Source organism: Streptomyces adustus (assembly GCF_009377175.1).
GTDB classification, from domain to species: Bacteria; Actinomycetota; Actinomycetes; order Streptomycetales; family Streptomycetaceae; genus Streptomyces; species Streptomyces adustus.
The window spans coordinates 22174-38493 of the sequence record NZ_VJZD01000070.1 but is presented as its reverse complement, the minus strand read 5'-3'; the positions used below and the strand labels follow the sequence as shown (position 1 = coordinate 38493).

The window sequence follows — 16320 nt, the reverse complement described above, 5'->3', positions numbered from 1 at the left end:
CTCCTGACGACCGCTCAACTGCCTTCCGGCTACGTGAAGACGGTGCTTCAGAACGATCCGCCCACCCGCTCCGACCACGTCGCCTGCCTCGACACGCTCAACGCCCTGGAGTCCTACCGCACCACCCGCGCGGGCGCCGTCGAGGCCAGGGTCACCTTCGCCCAGAGCCAGAGCGGACCCTTCCTCCAGGAAGTACTGCGCCGCTCGCCCGGCAGTGGCGCGCGCGAGGAGCTGGCGCACGCGGCGAACGTGCTCTCCGGGTGCGACACGTTCAGCATCGGCTGGAGCGACGGGATGAAGGGCACGGAACATGTGTCGGCGCTCGGCTCGGCGGGGATCGGCGACGTCTCGTGGCACGCCACTGTCACCGTGACCAGCGAGACGCTCACCGTCCAGGAGAACCTGGTCCTGGTGGTCGTCGACAGGACCCTGGTGATCCTCAGCGAGGCGGGCAGCCCCGCGGCCCCCGCCCGCTCCCGCACCCTTTCCCTGGCCCGCACCGCGGCGGCCCGCCTGCGCTGAGGACCGCCGGGGGACGGCTATGTGACGGTCCGTGACATGCGCAGGTGCCGACTGCCGGGGACCGGCATGGCGCGGACGAGATGACCCCGGCCGACGAGGCGATGAACGAACCGCTGGACACCGAGCCCCCGGTCACCAGGGCCACGACGAAGCCCCGCCCCGACCGGCACAGCGTCCACCACTCGGACGTCACGGTCACCCTCACCGCCACCGACGACCTGTCCGGTGTGGCCAGGACCGAGTACGACCTCGACGGCAGGGGCTGGAAGAAGTACACCTCCCGGATCAAGGTGCACGGCGACGGCAGGCACCGGCTGCTGTTCCGCTCGATCGACCACGCGCAGAACCACGAGCGCACGAAGTCCCTCGGCATCCGTATCGCGCTCGACCCGCACGGGTACGGACCCGCGGGCTCCTGACTCGTGACTCCCGACGCCTGATTCCTGACTCCGACTTCCGACCCGAGACACCCCGAAGCACCTCGACGGCCCACCGGTTCGCCCGGCGGGCCGTTCGGTCGTCCGGGAGTGCGGCAGGTCCAGGGACCGGTCTTCCGCCTGACGGAAGGCGCGTTGCGCGGCGCCCGCAGCCGTCGGGACCCTGACTCCCACCACACCGAGCGGGGCGACGAGGCCCCGCGCTCAGGGACGGGGACGCCATGCCTCATACGACCGCCTTCGCCAGGAACCAGTGGTACGTCGCCGCCTACAGTCACGAGGTGGGGCGCGCGGAGCTGCTGGGACGGACGGTTCTCGGGGAGCCGCTGGTCCTGTACCGGACGGAGGCGGACGGGACCGCGGTGGCGTTGCACGACCGCTGTGTGCACCGGCGCTTCCCGCTGTCGGAGAGCCGGCTGGACGGCGACCGGATCGTGTGCGGCTACCACGGGTTCACGTACGACACCACGGGCACCTGCGTGTACGTGCCGGGCCAGCGGCGCATCCCGCGCACCGCCCGCGTGACCTCGTACCCGGTGGCCGAGCGGGACTCGCTGGTGTGGGTGTGGATCGGCGACCCGGAGTCGGCCGACCCGCAGACGATTCCGCGCGCCCGTCATCTCGACTCCCCCGGCTGGACCACGGTCCGTGGCATGGAGCCGATCGACGCCGACTACGGACTGCTGGTCGACAACCTCCTCGACCTCTCCCACGAGACGTATCTGCACGGCGGCTACATCGGCACGCCCGAGGTCGCCGAGACCCCGATCAGCACCGAGGTGGACGAGGGTGCGGGGGTGGTGCGGGTGAGCCGGCGCATGGACGACGCCGAGTGCCCGCCGTTCTACGCCCGTTCGACCGGCATCGAGGGCCGGATCACCCGCTGGCAGGACATCGAGTACCACGCGCCGTGTCTGTATCTGCTGCACAGCCGGATCGCCCCGGCCGGGGTGCTGCCCGAGGCGGACGGCAGCGACCCGGGCGCCTTCCACACCGAGATCACGTACGCGATCACGCCGTCGTCCGAGGGCAGGGTGTACGACTTCTGGGCGGTCTCGCGGGACTGGGCGACGGACGACGAGGAGGTCACCGAGTTCCTGCGGAGCAACAACCACACCGTCGTCATGCAGGACGTCGACGCGCTCAACCTGTTGCAGCGCACGCTCGGCACCGAGCGCGCCGGTTACCAGGAGCTGAGCATCAACATCGACACCGGCGGTCTGGCCGCCCGCCGTATCCTCGCCCGGCTGGTCGAGGAGGGCGGCAAGCCGGTGGAGCGGGCCCGGTGAGCGGCCTTCCGCCGCGCGAGCCGCGCGAGCCGCGCGAGATCTACCGCGTCGACTGGCTGCCGGGGACCGACGTGCTGCACGGCACCTGCCACTGCGGGGCCGAGCACCGCGCGCAGGACCCGGTCGCGATGTGGGAGTGGATGCTCGGCCACCCCGAGGGACACCAGCCCCGAGAGGACCGTTCGTGACCGTCCATGAGGTCGAACTCGTCGTCGAGCGGAGGGAGTTCGTGGCCGACGGCGTGCTCGCCCTGACCCTGCGCCGCCCCCGGGGCGAACTGCTCCCCGACTGGGAGCCCGGCGCTCATGTCGACCTCCTGCTCGGCCCGGACCTGGAGCGGCAGTACTCGCTGTGCGGTGATCCGGCGGACCGTACCGCGTGGCGGATCGCGGTGCTGCGGGAGCCGGCCGGGCGGGGCGGATCCGCCCATGTGCACGAGCGGTTGAGGCAGGGCGACCCCGTGCGGGCGCGCGGTCCGCGCAACCACTTCGCCCTGCGGCCGGCCGCCCGGTACCTCTTCGTCGCGGGCGGTATCGGGATCACCCCGATCCTGCCGATGGTGGCGGCGGCCCAGGCCCGGGGCGCGCGGTGGTCGCTGCTGTACGGCGGTCGCAACCGCGCGTCCATGGCGTTCGCCGGGGAGTTGGCCGGGTACGGGGAGCGGGTCACCGTCGTGCCCGAGGACGAGTGCGGTCCGCTCGACCTCGGACCGGCGCTCGACGCGCTGCCCGACGGCACCCTGGTCTACTGCTGCGGACCGGGCGCGCTGCTCGACGCCGTCGAGGCGCGGTGTCCGCCCGGTGTCCTGCACGTCGAGCGGTTCCGGCCGAAGCCCCGGCCGACGGGCCAGGAGGACGCGTCCGAGGGCGAGTTCGAGGTCGAGCTGGCGCTGAGCGGTCGTACGCTGACCGTCGCCCCGGGAATCTCCGTCCTCGAGGCCGTGCGCGCCGCCGGTGTCGAGGTGCTGTTCTCCTGCACCGAGGGGACCTGCGGCACCTGTGAGACGGACGTGCTCGAAGGCGTCCCGGAGCACCGGGACTCCGTGCTGACCGACCAGGAGCGGGCGACGAACGCGACCATGATGATCTGTGTCTCCCGCTGCCGGGGCGAGCGGCTGGTCCTGGAGCTGTGAGCCTCGCCCGGCGGGCTCAGCGGGTGACGATGCCGACGAACAGATTGATGGCGCTGGCGAGAATGCTGGTGCCGAAGACGTACGACAGGAGGCAGTGCCGCAGCACCATGGCACGGATCCGGGTGCTCGACACGCTGGTGTCCGAGACCTGGTAGGTCATGCCCAGGTTGTAGCTGAAGTAGATGAAGTCCCGGTACGCCGGTGGTTCCTGGGAGTTGAAGTCGATCCCGCCCATGGACTGCGGGTAGTAGAGGTAGGCGTACCGGGTGGCGTACATCAGGTGCAGGGCCGACCAGGCGGCGAACACGCCGAGGAGTGCCGTCACGGCGTGGGCGGGGTCGGAGTTGCCGAGCAGCAGCACGACGATGCCGACCAGTCCGCACACCGCGGTCCCGATCACCGCCAGCTCCTCGGCCACGGGCCGCAGATCCTCACGCCCGGCGTGCCGGTGCGTGGCGGTGGCGTCCATCGGCCACAGCACGATCCAGCCCGTCACCACGAAGAAGGCCTCGGTCGCGGCGATGCCGGCCAGCACGCCCAGCGGTGTGTCGGTCGGCACGGCGACGGCGGCGCCCACCCCGGCCCCGACGAGCCCGGCACAGGCCAGCCGTGGGATGGCGGAGAGCGGCAGCCAGATACGCATGAGTCTGGACATTAACCGACGTTCTCGATTCCGGCGTCCACGGTCGCCCCGGCGTATCACGCCCTCCCGGCCGACCCGGCCGGCCGTGGGTCCCATCCGTCGGACAGGCCCTAGCCCGCATGGGCCATCGGGCGCGCGCTCCCCCGTTCCGGGCGGCAGGGTGTTGGTGCGGGCCAGACGCGCCCATCAGGGACGATCAGCACCTCAAGGCCGGGAGGATCCATGCGGGAGAAGCCGCTGAGCAAGATCGGCGAAGAGCTGTTGCGCCTGCGCCACGGTTTGTCGCGCACCTCGGAGCACCGGTCGCCGACCCCCGGTTTCGGGATCGACGGCGAGCTGGCCGCCGGCTTCGTCGACGACGCCCTCTCGCCGCAGCAGCAGGTGCAACTGGCCCAGCAGGTGGCGGGGATGCTGCCCTTCCACTGGTCGCAGTCCAACACCTACGCGTCGGTCATGTCGCAGATCCTGGAGCATGTCGGCAGTCAGCAGAAGCTGATGCGCTGGCTGGACGGTTTCCCCGGCCTGCCCCGGCTGACGGCCCGGCTGTACGTCGTGATGGGTCTGCTCGACGAGTTCAGTGGGAAGTCCGCCGTGGTCACCGCGTTGCGCGAGTTCCGTGAACAGACGCCGGTCCCGCCGGGCCTCCAGGGCTGTCTGCTGCCGGAGACCGACGACGAGACGCTGGCCGGTCTCGCCTTCCGGATCGAGGAGCATCTCGGCGACCAGGAGATGGACAAGGCCGTGGAGATCGCCCTGGCCACGACCGACTGCCTGCGGCGTGTCGCGCCGCGCGCCACGGAGCTCGACCCCTCGGTCGACGACATGGGCGAGCTGATGTCGCACAGCCAGCAGGACCTCCAGGACGCGGCCGCCGAGGCCGGCGGCTGAGGCAGCCGCCTCGCGGCGGCGGTCCGGCGCCCCTGGTCAGGCGGATCTGGTGATGGTGACCTTGACGTGCTTCATCAGCGGCTGGTCGCTCTGGGTGCTGTAGTCGCCGATCGCGCACAGCACGTTCATCTCCGGCATGTAGCCGGCCGCGCAGCCGCGCGGGATGTCGTAGGGAATGGCGAGGTAGCCGTCGAGGTGCCGGTGGCTGCCGTCCTTGGCGGTGCTGGTGATGTCGACCGGGTCGAACTCGCGGACGCCGCGCTCGCGCATGTCGTCCTCGTTCATGAAGACGAGCGTGCGCAGCCCCTTGACGCCCCGGTAGCGGTCGTCGTCGGAGTAGATGGTCGTGTTCCACTGGTCGTGGGACCGCATGGTCCCCAGCGCCAGGGTGCCCGGGGCCGGGACGACGTCGGGCAGCGGGGCGGCGGAGAACTCGGCGCGCCCCGAGGGGGTCAGGAAGACCAGTTCGCGGGCGGGCTGTCTGATGCGGAAGCCGAGCGGCAGGCGCACCCTGCGGTTGCAGTCCTCGAAGCCGTCGAGGGTCTGGGCCATCGTGTCGCGGATGCGGTCGTAGTCCTCGACGTACCACTCCCACGGGGTGTCGCTGCCGGGGAGGGCGGCGCGGGCCAGGCCGGCGATGACGGCGGGCTCGGACAGCAGGTGCGGCGAGGCGGGACGCTTCATGCCGACGGAGAGATGGACCATGCTCATCGAGTCCTCGACCGAGGTGCTCTGGACGCCGCCGCGCTGGTGGTCCTTCTCGGTGCGGCCCAGACAGGGCAGGATGAGCGCCCGGCGGCCGTGGACGAGGTGGCTGCGGTTGAGCTTGGTGCTCACCTGGACGGTGAGTTCGCATCTGCGCAGGGCTTCGTAGGTGTACGGGGTGTCGGGCGCGGCGAGGGCGAAGTTGCCGCCCATGCCGACGAACACCTTGACGTCTCCGCGGTGCATGGCGTGGATGGTGGCGACGGTGTCGAGCCCGTGCTCGTGCGGCGGGTCGATCTTGCAGACCTCCGCCAGGCGGTCCAGGAACTCCTCGGTGGGCCGGTGGTCGATGCCGCAGGTGCGGTTGCCCTGGACGTTGCTGTGTCCGCGCACCGGTGAGGGTCCCGCTCCCTCGCGCCCCAGATTGCCGCGCAGCAGAAGGAGGTTGACGATCTCACGGACGGTGTCGACGCCGTGTTCGTGCTGGCTGACGCCCAGGCACCAGCTGACGATGCTGCGGTCGGCGTCGCCGTAGACGCGTGCTGCCTTCAGGACGTCGGCGCGGTCGAGACCGGACTGCCGCTCGATCTCCTCCCAGGTGGTCGCCTCGCACACCGCGCGGTACTCGTCGAAGCCGGCCGTGTAGCGGTCGATGAACTCCTGGTCCACCGCCTTCGGGTCGCGCCTGGCCTCTTCGAGCACGGCCTTGGCCATGCCGCGCAGCAGCGCCATGTCGCCGCCGATACGGGGCTGGAGGTTCAGGGTGCTGGTCCTGGTCGTCTTCATCAGGGCCATGTCCATGAAGTCGTGCGGCACGATGGTGCGGGTGGCGGCCGCCTCGACCAGCGGGTTGATGTGCACGATCTGGGCGCCCCGGTGATACGCCTCGGCGAGCGCGGTGAGCATCCTGGGCGCGTTGGAGGCCGCGTTGACGCCCATGATGAACAGGGCGTCGGTGGTCTCCCAGTCCTGGAGGTCGACCGTGCCCTTGCCGGTGCCGAGGGACGCCTGAAGGGCGCGGCCGCTGGCCTCGTGGCACATGTTGGAGCAGTCCGGCAGGTTGTTCGTGCCCAGTTCGCGGGCGAACAACTGGTACAGGAACGTGGCTTCGTTGCCGAGGCGGCCCGAGGTGTAGAACGACGCCTGGTTCGGATCGTCCAGTTCCCGCAGGATCCGGCCGGCCAGCTCGAACGCGTCGTGCCAGGCGATCGGGACGTAGTGGTCGGACTCGGGGTCGTACACCATCGGTTCGGTCAGCCGGCCCTGGTCCTCCAGGGCGAAGTCGCTCCAGCCGGCGAGTTCCGTGACCGTGTGGTCGGCGAAGAACTCGCGGCCCACCCGTTTGCGGGTCATCTCCCAGGTGACGTGCTTGATGCCGTTCTCGCAGATGTCCAGGTGCAGGCCCTTGGTGTCGTCCGGCCAGGCACACCCGGGGCAGTCGAAGCCGGTGTTCTCGTGGTTCATCCGCATGATCGCCCGCGGCCCGTCCACGAGTGCGCGCTCGCGCGTCAGCACCCGTGTCACGCTCTTGGCGGCGCCCCAGCCCGCGGCCGGGTGGTGGTACGGATGGAAGCTCGGCTCTTCCGCGGGGGCGGGGCCGACACGGGGCTCCGGTCGCCCCTGGTCCTCATGGGAGGCGTTCAAGGCAGTCATCCCCTTCGACCGTCGGGGCCCGGCCCGGTGGCCGCCCGGCCCGACGGTCGTCGCTCCTCCTCAGGCTATTCCGGTGGTTCACCGGGCGCCACGGGACGGGCCCGCGGCAGGCCGACGCCTCGCTTCGACGGTGCGGCCGAGCCCCGTGACGCCACAGCACCTCCGTTAGGATGCGCAGAAATAGGGCCTTTCACCCCATTCTTCCCGCCCGTCCCGAGGAGCAGGAATGACCAGCGAACCCGCACCGATCAGCGACGCCGGCCGGCGCGCCCTCGAACAGGAGCTCGCCGATGTCCGCGCGGAACGCGAGACGGTCGCGGCGACCCTGCGGGACCCCGACACGGTCGGCGACCGCGCCGACGAGGCCGACGAGTTGCAGCGCGCCAACGAACTCGACCGCCTCGACGCCCGTATCTCGGAGATCACCACGCGACTCGGCCAGGCGGCCGAGGCGGGCCGGCCCTCCACCGACCGGGTCGGCGTGGGCAGCACGGTCACCGTGCGTTTCGCCGACGGCTCGACGGAGGTCTTCCGGATCGGCGAGCTGGCCGAGGCCTCGGACCAGACCCTGGTCACGGCCGACAGTCCGCTCGGGCGGGCGCTCCTCGGCCACAGCGCGGGCGACTCGGTGCACTACGACACGCCCGAGCGCAGGGTGACGGCGGTGGTGGTGTCCCTCGGGACACCTCCCGAGGGACAGGGGTGATCCGCGGACCGCTGCGGACTCAGTCCTGGTAGCCGGTCGGCGGGAAGGGGGCACGCGTCTTGCGGGTGACCGTGCCGGTAGGGAGCTCACCCGTGCTCGCTCGGCGGTCGACCTCGGCCTGCGCCGCCAGATACGCGGCCTGCGGGGTCAGCGGGGTCGCGGCGGGCAGGGCCATCTCCCGGCGGTCGCGGTCCGCGCGCAGTTCCAGGGCGTCGAGGTCGGGCCGCAGGGGCATACCCCTGCTCCGGCTGTAGTCGGTGGTGCCTTCCACCGCCTGGTTGGACTTGTGGTGGTGTCCCATGTGTCCGTCCTCCTTCGGTGCGCGCCCGAGCGATCACCCGTGGGCAGGGACACCCCTGGGCACGGGCCGAACGCGTGCCCGGCTCCTCGCGGAGTACTGCTTCCGCGAGGCGGGAACAGCGCTTCCGTTCCCTTGTCGCGCGCCATGGAACGAGGGTAGTCGCGCAATCGCGGCAGCACTCGGCGGACGCCTCACGAGGAGCCACCCCTGGCGGAGCGTGACCCGCCCACGGCACCGGGTCACGACCGCGCGCCGACGCCCGGTCGTGCGCGCGAGCCCGTGGCGGACCGGGTCCGCGTCGGCGTTCAGGCCGGCGGGGCGGGCAGGTCGTCGAGGAAGGTGACGGTCGGCACGTGGAACAGGGATCCGGTGACCGGCGTCGAGAAGTCGAGGATGCGGTCGTGCACGGCCTCGCCGTCGCCGAGGAACATGTTCCGCAGCATCTGCTCGGTCACGTCGGGTGTCCGCGCGTAGCCGATGAAGTACGTGCCGAACTCGCCCCTGCCGACCGTGCCGAACGGCATGTTCTCGCGGATGATCTTGCGTTCGGTGCCGTCCTCGTCGGTGACGGTGGTCAGGGCCACGTGGGAGTCGGCGGGTTTGGCGTCGTCGGGGAATTCGACGTTGGCCGCCTTCGTACGTCCGATGGCCCGCTCCTGCTCCTGTGCGGGCAGGGCGTTCCAGGCGGTCAGGTCGTGCAGGTACTTCTGCACGATCACATAGCTGCCCCCGGCGAAGCGGGGGTCCTCGTCGCCGATGAAGACCGCGTCGTCCGCGCGCCGCCCCTCGGGGTTCTCGCTGCCGTCCACGAAGCCGAGCAGGTCGCGCTCATCGAAATACCTGAAGGCCTGGACCTCGTCGACCACCGTGACCGCGTCGCGCAGCCGCTCCCCGATCAGCCGGGTCAGTTCGAAGCACAGGTCCATACGGCGGGCACGCAGATGGAAGAGGAGGTCGCCGGGAGTGGCCGGGGCGCGGTGGCGTTCGCCGGTCAACTCCACGAACGGGTGCAGGCCTTGGGGCCGGGGTCCGGAGAAGAGCCGGTCCCAGGCCGCCGATCCGATGCCGACCACGCAGTCGAGTTCGTCGTCGGGCGCGCGGAAGGCGACCGAGCGGCGCAGGCCCGACACGTCCTCCAGCAGCCCGCGGACCTGGTCCTCCCGCCCCGGCGTGACGGTGGCCACGAGCACCACGGCGGACCTGGCGGGCGGGGCGATCACACGCTGCGGCTCGACCACGTACGGCCTCCTCCTCGGATGCGGAACGGGCCGTCGCGGGCGCAACGGTCCGTCACTGCCACCATCCTGCTGCGTCCCGGCCGAAGCGGCGCGAGGACCGCAGCCGACCGCACCGCCGAACGGCCCCGCCGGGACCGCGCCCCTCGCCCGCGCCGCGCCCGCCTGCGAGCCCGTCCGCGCCGACGCGGCCCGGCCCGGGCGGGGGTCCGGCTCACCCGGCAGGCGTGGGCGGCGGCCCGGACCGATGCGGCCCGCGGGACCCGCCGGGCTCTCCGGCCGCTAGCGGTGCCGGGTCCGTGATCCGCAGGTCCGCCTCGATCCGTGCCACGGTCGCCAGCAGCGGTGGCAGCAGGTCGCGGCGGACGGCGGCGACGGTGGTGCGGCCGGCGGACACGGCGATGTTCACACCCGCGACGACGGCGCCGTCCCGACCCCGTACCGGGACGGCCACGGACCGCAGTCCCTCCTCCAGCTCCTGGTCGACGAGGGCGTGGCCCTGCCGCCGCACCCGCCGCAGTTCGGCGCGCAGGGCGTCGGGGTCGACGATCGTGCGCGCGGTCAGCGGGGGCGGGCAGGCCCGGGCGAGTCGGGCGTCGAGGTCCTCGTCCGGGGCGTGGGCGAGGATCGCCCGGCCGACGGAGGTCACCAGGGCCGGGAACCGGGTGCCCACGGTGATCGACTCCGCCATGATGCGGCGGGTCGGGACCCGGGCGACGTACACGATGTCGTCGCCGTCGAGGAGGCACAGCGAGGACGACTCCCTTACGTCCGCGACGAGTTGCTCCAGGTGCGGCCGGGCGATCTGCGGCAGGGTCAGGCCGGCCAGGTAGGCGTAGCCGAGTTCCAGCACCCTGGGGGTGAGCCGGAAGAGACGGCCGTCGCTGTGGACGTAGCCGAGGTCGACGAGGGTGAGGAGCAGGCGCCGGACGGCCGCGCGGGGCAGTCCGCAGGCGCGGGCCACCTCGCTCAGGGTGCGCTCGGGCCGCTCGGCGTCGAAGGAGCGGATGACGGCCAGGCCCCGCTCGAAGGACCGTACGAAATGCGATGCACGGGCTTCCGTGGGCATCGTCGCCTCCCGGTGGTCGTACGGACACGGTTCCTCACACGCTGAGGGCGCGATTCAATAACTGTCAACAATTTTGTCAGCCAAGGGCATTGACCCGGCCGGACGGCCGCACCTACGTTCCCGCTTGAGCCATTGAGCACTACTGTGCGGTCTGCGCACAGCCTGTCGGAACACCGTTGTCTGCACAGGAGGAGCCATGCGTCGTCTGCTCGCCGGTCTCGCGGCCGGTACCTTTCTGCTCGCCACCGCGGCCTGCGGCTCGTCCGGGGACTCCGGTACGTCGGGCAAGGCCGCCTCGTCCGGCGGCACCACCACGGTCAAGCTGGGCCTCATCCCCATCGTCGACGTGGCGCCCGTCTACCTCGGCGTGAAGAAGGGCTTCTACGCCGAACACGGCCTGAAACTGTCCCTGACGACCGCGCAGGGCGGCGCGGCGATCGTGCCGGGCGTGGTCAGCGGCCAGTTCCAGTTCGGGTTCTCCAACGTGACCTCGCTGATGATCGCCCAGTCCAACAACGTCCCGGTGAAGGCCATCGCCAACGGCATCGCCTCGACGGGCGTGCAGGGCAAGGACTTCGGGGCCATCACCGTGAAGAAGGGCAGCCCCCTGAAGTCCGCGAAGGACCTGGAGGGCAAGAAGGTCGCCATCAACACCCTGAAGAACATCAACGAGACCGCGGTGCGCGAGTCGGTCCGCAAGGCGGGCGGCGACCCGGACAAGGTGAAGTTCGTCGAGCTCGCCTTCGACCAGATGCCCGCCGCCCTCGACAGCGGCCAGATCGACGCCGCGATGGTCGTCGAACCGGCGCTCGCCACCGTCAAGAGCCAGGGCGGCGTGGAGATCGCCTCCCCCCTGGTCGACGTCGCCCCGAACCTCACCGTCGCCATGTACTTCACCTCGACGCAGTACGCGCAGCAGAACCCGGAGGTGGTCAAGAAGTTCCAGGAGGCCACCGCCGAGTCCCTGGCCTACGCCGACTCCCACCCGGACGAGGTACGGGACGTCGTGACCACCTACACCAAGATCCCGGCCTCGGTGCTGGCCCAGGTCACCCTGCCGAAGTGGCCGGCCGCCGCCGACCGCGCGTCCATCGAGGCGCTGGAGAAGCTGGGGCAGCAGGACGGCCTGTTCAAGACGGCCCCCGACCTGGACAAGCTGCTGCCGTGAAAGGGCTGAACGCACTCCTCGGTGCGGCCGGGCTCGCCGTCCTCCTCGCCCTCGGGGAGGCGGTGCCGCGGCTCGGCCTGGTCAAGGCCGCCTATTTCCCGCCCACCAGCCGCATCGCGGGCGCGTTCGTCGACGAACTCACCGACGGAGCCTTCTGGAGCGCGCTCGGCGACACCCTCACCGGCTGGGCGCTGGGCCTGGGGACGGCGGTGGGCGCGGGCATCGTGGTCGGAGTCGTCGTCTCGGTCGTCCCCCATCTGCGCGAGGCCACGGCGTCGACGATCGAGTTCCTGCGCCCGATCCCGTCCGTCGCGCTGATCCCGCTCGCCGTGCTGCTCTACGGCACCGAACTGCGCTCGGTGCTGCTGCTCGTCGTGTACGCCTCCTTCTGGCAGGTGCTGATCCAGGTCCTCTACGGGGTCCAGGACGTCGACCCGGTCGCGGAGGAGACGGCACGCTCGTACGGCCTGGGCACCTGGGCGCGGATCCGGCATGTGCTGTGGCCGACCGCGCTGCCGTACGTCATCACCGGTGTCCGGCTGGCCGCGGCGGTCGCGCTGATCCTCGCCATAACCGCCGAACTGGTCATCGGCGCACCGGGGTTGGGGGCGCGGATCGCGGTGGCGCAGACCTCGCAGGCGGTGCCCGAGATGTACGCGCTGATCGTGGTCACCGGACTGCTGGGCCTGCTGATCAACGTCGGGGCGCGGGCGGCGGAGCGCCGGGCGCTGGCCTGGCACCAGTCGGTGCGCGGGGAGGTGACGGTGTGAGGCCCGTCCTGCTCAGGCTGGGGTTCGTGCTCGGTCTGCCGGCCGTGCTCGTCGCGCTGTGGTGGGCGGCGTCCGACGGCAGCACGAACGTGTACTGGCCGCCGCTGCGGACCATCCTGAAGACGTTCCCGGACGTGTGGACGGCCGACCGGCTGCGCTCGGACGTGCTGCCCAGCGTGGCGCGGCTGGCCGCCGGGTACGCGACGGCGGCCGCCGCCGGGGTCGCGCTGGGCACGGTGATCGGCTCCTACCGGCGGGTGCGCGCGGTGTGCGAGCCGGTCCTGGAGTTCCTGCGCGCGGTGCCGCCGCCCGTGCTCGTGCCGGTCATCATGCTGTTCGCGGGGATCGGCGACACCATGAAGATCGTGGTGATCGCGAGCGGCTGTGTGTGGCCGGTGCTGCTCAACACGGTCGAGGGCGTACGGGCGGTGGACCCGGTGATGGCGGAGACCGCCCGCTCCTACGGCATCGCCGGGCCCGCCCGGCTGCGGCACCTGGTGCTGCGCTCGGCGAGTCCGCAGATCTTCGCGGGCCTGCGGCAGGCGCTGTCCATCGGCATCATCCTGATGGTCATCAGCGAGATGTTCGCGGCCAGCAACGGGCTCGGCTTCACCATCGTGCAGTTCCAACGGGGGTTCGCCATCCCCGACATGTGGACCGGGATCCTGGTGCTCGGTCTGCTCGGCTTCGTGCTGTCCGCGCTCTTCCAGGTGGTCGAGCGGCGGGTGCTCGCCTGGTACCACGGGCTGCGCGCCGCGAACCGGCGGTCCCCGTGAACTCCGTGAAAGGTCGGTCCATGCTCGACGTACGCGGCTTGCAGAAGGTCTACGAGGGGTCCGGGCGCCGGGTCGAGGCGGTGCGGGACCTGACCTTCACCGTGGAGGCCGGTGAACTGGTCTGTCTGGTCGGCCCGTCGGGGTGCGGCAAGACGACCCTGCTGAAGTGCATCGGCGGGCTGCTGACGCCGACCGCGGGCGAAGTGCTGCTGGCGGGGAAGCGGGTGACCGGGCCGCCGCCCGGGATGGCGTTCGTCTTCCAGGAGTACGGCCGCAGCCTCTTCCCGTGGATGCGGGTCGCCCAGAACGTGGAACTCCCGCTGAAGCAGAAGAGCTTGAGCAAGGAGCGGCGCAGGGAGCTGGTCGCCGACGCGCTGGGCTCGGTGGGTCTCGCGGACGCCGCCGGGGCCTACCCGTGGCAGCTGTCGGGCGGTATGCAGCAGCGGGTCGCGATCGCCCGCGCGCTGGCCTACGAGCCCGACGTGCTGCTGATGGACGAGCCGTTCGCGGCCGTGGACGCCCAGACCCGCGCCGATCTGGAGGACCTGGTGCGGGGGTTGTGGCGGGAGCGCGGGATCACCGTCCTGTTCGTCACCCACGACATCGACGAGGCGGTGTATCTCGGCGAGCGGGTGGTGGTGCTGTCCGCCTCCCCCACCGTGGTGCAGGAGACGCTGAAGGTCGATCTGCCGATCGAGCGGGACCAGTTGACCACCCGGGTGGCCCCGCGCTTCGCCGAACTGCGCACCCATGTCTATGCGCAGATCCAGGCGGCGAAGCGCGGGGTCCCCCGTCAGCCGGATGCTCCGGAGGAGCTCAGGACAGATACGCCTCCACCTCACTGAACTGGCCCGCCGGCCAGCCGGTGTTGGCGGTGACGCTCAGCCGCAGATAGCGCAGGCTCGTACCGGCGGGCAGGGTGACGGTGGCCGTGTTGCCGGTCGCGGGATCGAAGCGGTAGCCCTGCGAGGCCACGACCGTGGAGTACGCCGATCCGTCCGTGCTGCCCAGCACGGACAGGGTCTGGGTACGGGCACCCCAGGCGGCGGAGGGCGGCAGCTTGAGCACCAGTCGGCGCACGGCCTGCGCCGAGCCGAGGTCGACCGTCCAGGACTGCGGGAAGGCGTAGTTCGTCGACTCCCAGTAGCTGTTCGCGTCGCCGTCGACCGCCTTGCCGGGGGTGTAGACGTCCTGCGATCCGGTGGCGGTGGCGGGGCGCCCCTTGGCGAGGTTGCGGGTGGGGTCCGGGTCGGGGTTGCCCTGGCCGGGCTGCGGCCAGGTCGAGCAGTCCGACCAGGTGGTGCTCCAGCCGGAGTTGCCGCCGCCGTCGGTGAGGGCGAAGCTGCCCGAGCCGTTGGGGTAGGGGCAGTTGTAGACACCGGCGGCGCCCACGCCGGTCGCGGTCACGTTGCGCAGGACGGCCGCGCCCTGCGCCTCGGCCTGCACCACCACCGTTCCGGTGTTGCGTACGGTCGCCCCCGTCACGTTGACGTTCCGGACCGAGTAGCCCTGCCCGCCGCCGGAGACGAACTCGAAGGCGCTGTAGGGGCTGTCGCTGATCGTGGTGTTGGTGATGTTCACGGTGGCGTTGATGGCGCTGTCGTAGGAGTCGACCCGCAGGGCACCCATCGGGTGGTTCCAGTTGGGGTTCAACGCCCCCGTGCGGACCAGGGTGTTGCCGTCGACCGTGATGGTGCCGGCCAGCGGGGAGAAGGGGTCGAGGAACTTCTGGTTGGAGATCGCGATGCCGCTGCCGAGGGCGTTGGTGTCGGAGACCAGGTTGTTGCGCACCGCGATGTCGGTGCCGCCGTAGATCGCGATGCCGTTGGCGAGGTTCGGCTGCGAGATCGTGTTGTTCTCGAAGCTGCTGCCGCTGTCCGGGCCGTTCAGGGACCACATGGCGAGGGAGTCGTCGCCCTGGTTGCGCAGGAAGTTGTTGCGCACGCGCACGCCGTGCGCGTTGCCGTTGAGGTTGAGGCCGTCGGCGGTGGTGTCGAGGATGCGGTTGTTCTCGACGACCAGGTTGTCGTTGTTGCCCATCAGCCAGAAACCGCACTTCAGATGCTGGATCCACATGCCGGACACCGAACTGTTGGGCCCGAGGGTGCCGTTGACGAAGTTGTCCGGGTTGGAGTCGACGCGTTCGGTGACCTCGCCGATGACCGCGAAGTCCTTGATGCGGACGTTCCCGGCGGAGCCGGACTGGTCGATGAACCGGGAGGTGTGCACGACCGAGTACCAGCTTCCGGCGCCCTGGAGCGTGACGTTCTGCACGCCGTTCAGGGAGGAGGTGAGGCGGTAGTCGCCCGGCGGGATCCAGACCACTCCGCCCTGGGCGGCCGCGATGGCGTCCCGGAAGGCCTGGGTGGAGTCGCCGTTGCCGCTGGGGTCGGCGCCCTTGGAGGTGACGGACACCGAGCCGGCGGGCTGGCCGGCGGCCGCGGCGACCTGCTCGAAGTCGGCGACGTCCACGGTGACCTGGGTGCCGGTCGAGACGAAGGCGACCTTGTCCCCGGCCTGGACGTTCTGTCCGAGCATCAGCCGGGCGTTGTCGAAGAAGTGGTGGGTCTTCGCACCCGCGATCCAGCCGGTGTCGACATACGAGTACTTGGAGGTCACGGCCAGCGTCTTCGCCAGCCGGGTGCCGTTGACGTACACGTCGAGGGTGCCGGACTGACCGTCCGGGACGCTGTAGGAGACGTTCACGGCGTTGGCCGCGGCGGGGACGGTGAACTCCACGCGCTGTCCGGAGGTGATCCGGACCGCCTGGCGGCCGGAGGCCTCCGAGGCGAGGGTGCCCTGGGTGTAGTCCGGGCCGATCCGGCTGCCGGTGGTGGTCGCCGACTCCGCCTCGACGGAGGTGAACGGGAGGGTGGCGCCCGCGGCCGCGTGGGCGGTGGGGGCCACGGTGACGAGCAGGCCCGCGGCGAGGGCGACGGCCGCCCCGATGGCTGGCATGTGCCTGACATGCCTGATGCTGCTGCTCTGCATGTGCTGATCCCTTCATCGTGGGGGTGGGTGCGGGG

At 71.2% G+C, this 16320-nt stretch carries 17 protein-coding genes; 11 read left to right on the top strand and 6 right to left on the bottom strand.

Translation table 11 applies throughout. The features are described from left to right. From FNH09_RS19140 to FNH09_RS19125, 5 genes are all read left to right on the top strand, one after another. Positions 1-522: hypothetical protein (locus tag FNH09_RS19140; RefSeq protein WP_238426786.1), on the top strand; the 522-nt coding region annotated here is incomplete at its 5' end. A 44-nt stretch (positions 523-566) separates the two neighbouring features. Further along, positions 567-941: an OmpL47-type beta-barrel domain-containing protein gene (locus FNH09_RS19135; RefSeq protein ID WP_152889519.1), complete on the top strand. Its 375-nt coding sequence runs from the start codon at positions 567-569 to the stop codon at positions 939-941. A 239-nt stretch (positions 942-1180) separates the two neighbouring features. Continuing rightward, positions 1181-2248 (top strand): aromatic ring-hydroxylating dioxygenase subunit alpha, encoded by a 1068-nt coding sequence (locus FNH09_RS19130; protein ID WP_152889517.1) that lies wholly within the window; start codon positions 1181-1183, stop codon positions 2246-2248. Then, a complete protein-coding gene (locus tag FNH09_RS48620; RefSeq protein WP_162468789.1) occupies positions 2245-2436 on the top strand; it encodes a hypothetical protein in 192 nt (63 codons plus the stop codon). The genes FNH09_RS19130 and FNH09_RS48620 overlap by 4 nt, the downstream gene beginning before the upstream one ends. After that, the gene (locus FNH09_RS19125; RefSeq protein WP_162468788.1) at positions 2433-3380 is read left to right on the top strand and encodes a 2Fe-2S iron-sulfur cluster-binding protein; all 948 of its coding nucleotides are present in this window, start codon (positions 2433-2435) and stop codon (positions 3378-3380) included. The genes FNH09_RS48620 and FNH09_RS19125 overlap by 4 nt, the downstream gene beginning before the upstream one ends. A 16-nt stretch (positions 3381-3396) precedes the next feature. On the opposite strand, the gene FNH09_RS19120 is transcribed toward FNH09_RS19125, so the two are convergent. Continuing rightward, entirely contained in the window at positions 3397-4023 is a 627-nt protein-coding gene (locus tag FNH09_RS19120) for a DUF1345 domain-containing protein (RefSeq protein WP_152889513.1), read from the bottom strand. Positions 4024-4245: 222 nt separating this feature from the next. Between FNH09_RS19120 and FNH09_RS19115 the strand changes: the two genes are divergently transcribed. After that, positions 4246-4911: a hypothetical protein gene (locus FNH09_RS19115; protein ID WP_152889510.1), complete on the top strand. Its 666-nt coding sequence runs from the start codon at positions 4246-4248 to the stop codon at positions 4909-4911. Between the two features lie 36 nt (positions 4912-4947). Here the strand turns inward: FNH09_RS19115 and FNH09_RS19110 are convergent, their stop codons facing one another. Next, positions 4948-7260, bottom strand: a complete 2313-nt coding sequence (locus tag FNH09_RS19110) for an FdhF/YdeP family oxidoreductase (RefSeq protein ID WP_152889539.1) — start codon at positions 7258-7260, stop codon at positions 4948-4950. Positions 7261-7495: 235 nt separating this feature from the next. Here FNH09_RS19110 and FNH09_RS19105 point away from each other — a divergent pair, with 235 nt between their 5' ends. Next, complete coding sequence (locus FNH09_RS19105; RefSeq protein ID WP_152889508.1) at positions 7496-7975, top strand: GreA/GreB family elongation factor; 480 nt, start codon at positions 7496-7498, stop codon at positions 7973-7975. 19 nt (positions 7976-7994) lie between these two features. On the opposite strand, the gene FNH09_RS19100 is transcribed toward FNH09_RS19105, so the two are convergent. From FNH09_RS19100 to FNH09_RS19090, 3 genes are all read right to left on the bottom strand, one after another. Next, positions 7995-8276 (bottom strand): hypothetical protein, encoded by a 282-nt coding sequence (locus tag FNH09_RS19100; protein ID WP_152889506.1) that lies wholly within the window; start codon positions 8274-8276, stop codon positions 7995-7997. 305 nt (positions 8277-8581) lie between these two features. Beyond that, positions 8582-9514 carry a Dyp-type peroxidase gene (locus tag FNH09_RS19095; protein WP_162468787.1) on the bottom strand — a complete coding sequence of 311 codons (933 nt, stop codon included), beginning with the start codon at positions 9512-9514 and terminating at the stop codon, positions 8582-8584. 211 nt (positions 9515-9725) lie between these two features. Beyond that, positions 9726-10580: an IclR family transcriptional regulator domain-containing protein gene (locus FNH09_RS19090; protein ID WP_152889502.1), complete on the bottom strand. Its 855-nt coding sequence runs from the start codon at positions 10578-10580 to the stop codon at positions 9726-9728. A gap of 196 nt (positions 10581-10776) precedes the next feature. On the opposite strand from FNH09_RS19090, the gene FNH09_RS19085 reads away from it, so the two are divergent. Genes FNH09_RS19085 through FNH09_RS19070 form a run of 4 tightly spaced genes read left to right on the top strand, consistent with a single transcriptional unit; the run spans position 10777 to position 14139 of the window. Next, a complete protein-coding gene (locus FNH09_RS19085; protein ID WP_152889500.1) occupies positions 10777-11748 on the top strand; it encodes an ABC transporter substrate-binding protein in 972 nt (323 codons plus the stop codon). Then, positions 11745-12518 (top strand): ABC transporter permease subunit, encoded by a 774-nt coding sequence (locus tag FNH09_RS19080; protein ID WP_162468786.1) that lies wholly within the window; start codon positions 11745-11747, stop codon positions 12516-12518. Before FNH09_RS19085 ends, FNH09_RS19080 begins: the two co-directional genes overlap by 4 nt. Continuing rightward, the gene (locus FNH09_RS19075; RefSeq protein WP_162468785.1) at positions 12515-13294 is read left to right on the top strand and encodes an ABC transporter permease subunit; all 780 of its coding nucleotides are present in this window, start codon (positions 12515-12517) and stop codon (positions 13292-13294) included. Before FNH09_RS19080 ends, FNH09_RS19075 begins: the two co-directional genes overlap by 4 nt. Positions 13295-13314: 20 nt before the next feature. Then, on the top strand, positions 13315-14139 hold the full coding sequence (locus tag FNH09_RS19070; RefSeq protein WP_152889498.1) for an ABC transporter ATP-binding protein: 825 nt from the start codon (positions 13315-13317) through the stop codon (positions 14137-14139). Here FNH09_RS19070 and FNH09_RS19065 read toward each other — a convergent pair. Further along, positions 14111-16285 (bottom strand): discoidin domain-containing protein, encoded by a 2175-nt coding sequence (locus tag FNH09_RS19065; RefSeq protein WP_152889496.1) that lies wholly within the window; start codon positions 16283-16285, stop codon positions 14111-14113. The genes FNH09_RS19070 and FNH09_RS19065 overlap by 29 nt on opposite strands. Between the last annotated feature and the right edge of the window lie 35 nt (positions 16286-16320).

Excerpts from the sequence above, each read along its gene's own strand:
- FNH09_RS19130 (WP_152889517.1), top strand. The coding sequence starts at position 1,181 with ATGCCTCATACGACCGCCTTCGCCAGGAACCAGTGGTACGTCGCCGCC.
- FNH09_RS19120 (WP_152889513.1), bottom strand. The coding sequence starts at position 4,023 with ATGCGTATCTGGCTGCCGCTCTCCGCCATCCCACGGCTGGCCTGTGCC.
- FNH09_RS19115 (WP_152889510.1), top strand. The coding sequence starts at position 4,246 with ATGCGGGAGAAGCCGCTGAGCAAGATCGGCGAAGAGCTGTTGCGCCTG.
- FNH09_RS19105 (WP_152889508.1), top strand. The coding sequence starts at position 7,496 with ATGACCAGCGAACCCGCACCGATCAGCGACGCCGGCCGGCGCGCCCTC.
- FNH09_RS19100 (WP_152889506.1), bottom strand. The coding sequence starts at position 8,276 with ATGGGACACCACCACAAGTCCAACCAGGCGGTGGAAGGCACCACCGAC.
- FNH09_RS19090 (WP_152889502.1), bottom strand. The coding sequence starts at position 10,580 with ATGCCCACGGAAGCCCGTGCATCGCATTTCGTACGGTCCTTCGAGCGG.
- FNH09_RS19085 (WP_152889500.1), top strand. The coding sequence starts at position 10,777 with ATGCGTCGTCTGCTCGCCGGTCTCGCGGCCGGTACCTTTCTGCTCGCC.
- FNH09_RS19070 (WP_152889498.1), top strand. The coding sequence starts at position 13,315 with ATGCTCGACGTACGCGGCTTGCAGAAGGTCTACGAGGGGTCCGGGCGC.
- FNH09_RS19065 (WP_152889496.1), bottom strand. The coding sequence starts at position 16,285 with ATGCAGAGCAGCAGCATCAGGCATGTCAGGCACATGCCAGCCATCGGG.